Genomic DNA, 2,308 nt, shown 5'->3' on the forward strand with positions numbered 1-2,308 from the left:
CCTTCTTCCAATTCATATTTTTTAGAATCAACTTGAACTTCAAACATAGTCTTTGTCTCTAATTCCTTTTTTTTATTGTTCTGTGCAAATGATAAAACATTGCATAAAAGCAGTAATACTAATGTAATTGTATTTTTCATTGGTTGTGTTTAATTTGCTACAACGGTCTGGCTATGAGTAGTGCGGGTTTTTAGAAAGCCTTTCAGATTCAATTGAGCACTTACTTGAGCGAGCCATTTTTATGTTTATTATTTTCTACAATAAAGGTACAAATTGCGAGCGGAATAATAGGATAGTAGATTTGTTTTAGCAAATAGTCCCGCATTACTTATAACCGTTGTTACCTCACGTTTTTATTCCATTATTGTTTTTAATTCTGGATAACCTTTGTGCTTAAAGTATGTTATATCGTTTATTCTAAATTTAGTTTTAGTCAAATATTCAATTTTGGTAGTGTCTGCTCCTCCAAGATTAACTAGTTCAATTTTTACACTATCATTCACTTTTATAAGACTTGCTACAGGTCCAGAAGTATTAAATTCAAAAGTTTTATTAAGCATTCCATTTTTTATAATTACATGTTCCCAAAAAGCTGAATATTCATTGAATTTCAGACACAATATTGTCTCCGTCGAAGTGTTCCGTCTTCCTAAATCCATTACCCAATATCCATTTAGATTTTCTTTTACAGAATCAATTTCGGTCAAATTAATTTGATGGTCATTTTTAACAACTATTAAATTCCGTTTTGAATCCGAACACCCAAACAGTATTAAAAGTAAAATCAATATGTTAATTATTATTCTCAATTCAGCTATTAAATGTGAGGTAACGGTTTGGCTAAGCTGCGTTTTAATGCAGTTTAGCTTTTGTTAGGTTTGTGTAGCGACACATAATACTGAGCGACAAGTACAAACATAACTTTCATTAATTTTTATAATTAAGCCTTACTTAAATACCAAAGCCTAAACTTGGTAAATGTAAAACTACTCTGACCAAATATAGAAAATTAGTGTTCTTATACAACCCTGATTTTCGACTACGGTCAATCGTTTTTATATCCTTAAAAGCTTACGAAATCATATTCCTTTTCATATTCGTAGTAAGCAATTTTCTTTCTTCTTTTCCATCCAACTCCGCAATACTTGGAGCAATTTACACGCAAGACCACTCGGAGCTATTAAACCTAACGATTAGTATATGGCAAGTAGGGCAGTAGAAAGCGATAAACTTTCAAGTTTGCACTGAGCCAAAACGTTGTATTTTGTTTTTAATTTATTCATTCTTAAAAGCCAAATCAACGATTTGGCGGTGTTTCTAAATGGTACTGAGCTTTGGTAAATCACCGAACGCCCTATTTGCTATATACCGTGTTGTAAACAGTTTTTATTCAGATTAACCGTGCCAAACATAAAAATCAGAGACTAAATCATTTTGGTCAAATTTGATTACTAAACTCCCAGTATCAATTCCGTGTTTAGCCATTCCAAGATAATATCTAAAATTCAATTTTGATTTTCCTTCATCTGGATTTCCGAGTAGTTCAATAATTTCCGCTTTGGATTTTCCTTTCAGTTCGTGATTGTTCCTTAAACTGTTCATCATATCCCAACGCATCGACATTTTTTCTTCAGTTTCCGTCCAATTTTTCCATTTTTTAGAGTCAAACTGTTCGTGCGTAATATTTCCTTTTAGAGCAAACCCAATTAGGTTATTACACCAAAAATCAGAAATCCATATTTAGTGGCTTTTTTCATTCTTTCGTTTCTTTTTAACTTCCTTTTTTATAGAGCTTTTTTTTGCCCATTGTGTTAATTCAGAATTTGGGTCTAAAGAATGCTCGTAAAGTTCAGCTTTAGTCAATCCTTTAAAATTCGTTTTTGTTATAAGAATGCTTTTCGACATTTCTTAAATTGTTTACAACGTCTCTGTGTAATGTTAGTTGCTTGGTTAAGGAACCTAATTTAGGAATTACAAACCGAATAGAAAATCGCAGCGAATATTTCACAGATATACTATATGAAAGCAATTAATTATACACAGTGTTGGCTTTTAGTGCTTCTACTAGTTCAACTTCAATTTCTTATTTTTACCAATATACAAGTATAATAACGAGCCAATAAATGGAATCAAGATGACTACTAGAGTCCAAATTATTTTGTCATTTTGTGCAAACTTATTTTTAAAAATATCAATCAAACAATAAATCCAAAGACCGATTGATAAAATAATTAAGGTTTGCCATATAAAAAGCGAAATTGAGAAATCATTAAATTTGTTATACATAATATTTAGTTAGTTTTTTTTC

4 protein-coding genes are annotated in these 2,308 nt (G+C 30.8%); all 4 read right to left on the reverse strand.

Annotation, left to right across the window (positions count from 1 at the left end):
• Positions 1-353: 353 nt before the first annotated feature.
• Entirely contained in the window at positions 354-707 is a 354-nt protein-coding gene (locus BSU00_RS12970; RefSeq protein WP_158254440.1) for a hypothetical protein, read from the reverse strand.
• 688 nt (positions 708-1,395) lie between these two features.
• Entirely contained in the window at positions 1,396-1,605 is a 210-nt protein-coding gene (locus BSU00_RS13585) for a hypothetical protein (protein ID WP_233188749.1), read from the reverse strand.
• A 135-nt stretch (positions 1,606-1,740) separates the two neighbouring features.
• A complete protein-coding gene (locus BSU00_RS12975) occupies positions 1,741-1,905 on the reverse strand; it encodes a hypothetical protein (RefSeq protein ID WP_158254441.1) in 165 nt (54 codons plus the stop codon).
• A gap of 159 nt (positions 1,906-2,064) precedes the next feature.
• Positions 2,065-2,286 carry a PLDc N-terminal domain-containing protein gene (locus tag BSU00_RS12765; RefSeq protein ID WP_105004655.1) on the reverse strand — a complete coding sequence of 74 codons (222 nt, stop codon included), beginning with the start codon at positions 2,284-2,286 and terminating at the stop codon, positions 2,065-2,067.
• Positions 2,287-2,308 lie beyond the last annotated feature (22 nt).

Origin of the sequence: Tenacibaculum sp. SG-28 (assembly GCF_002954385.1) — a bacterium.
Taxonomy (GTDB): domain Bacteria; phylum Bacteroidota; class Bacteroidia; order Flavobacteriales; family Flavobacteriaceae; genus Polaribacter.

Excerpts from the sequence above, each read along its gene's own strand:
- BSU00_RS13585 (WP_233188749.1), bottom strand. The coding sequence starts at position 1,605 with ATGATGAACAGTTTAAGGAACAATCACGAACTGAAAGGAAAATCCAAA.
- BSU00_RS12975 (WP_158254441.1), bottom strand. The coding sequence starts at position 1,905 with ATGTCGAAAAGCATTCTTATAACAAAAACGAATTTTAAAGGATTGACT.
- BSU00_RS12765 (WP_105004655.1), bottom strand. The coding sequence starts at position 2,286 with ATGTATAACAAATTTAATGATTTCTCAATTTCGCTTTTTATATGGCAA.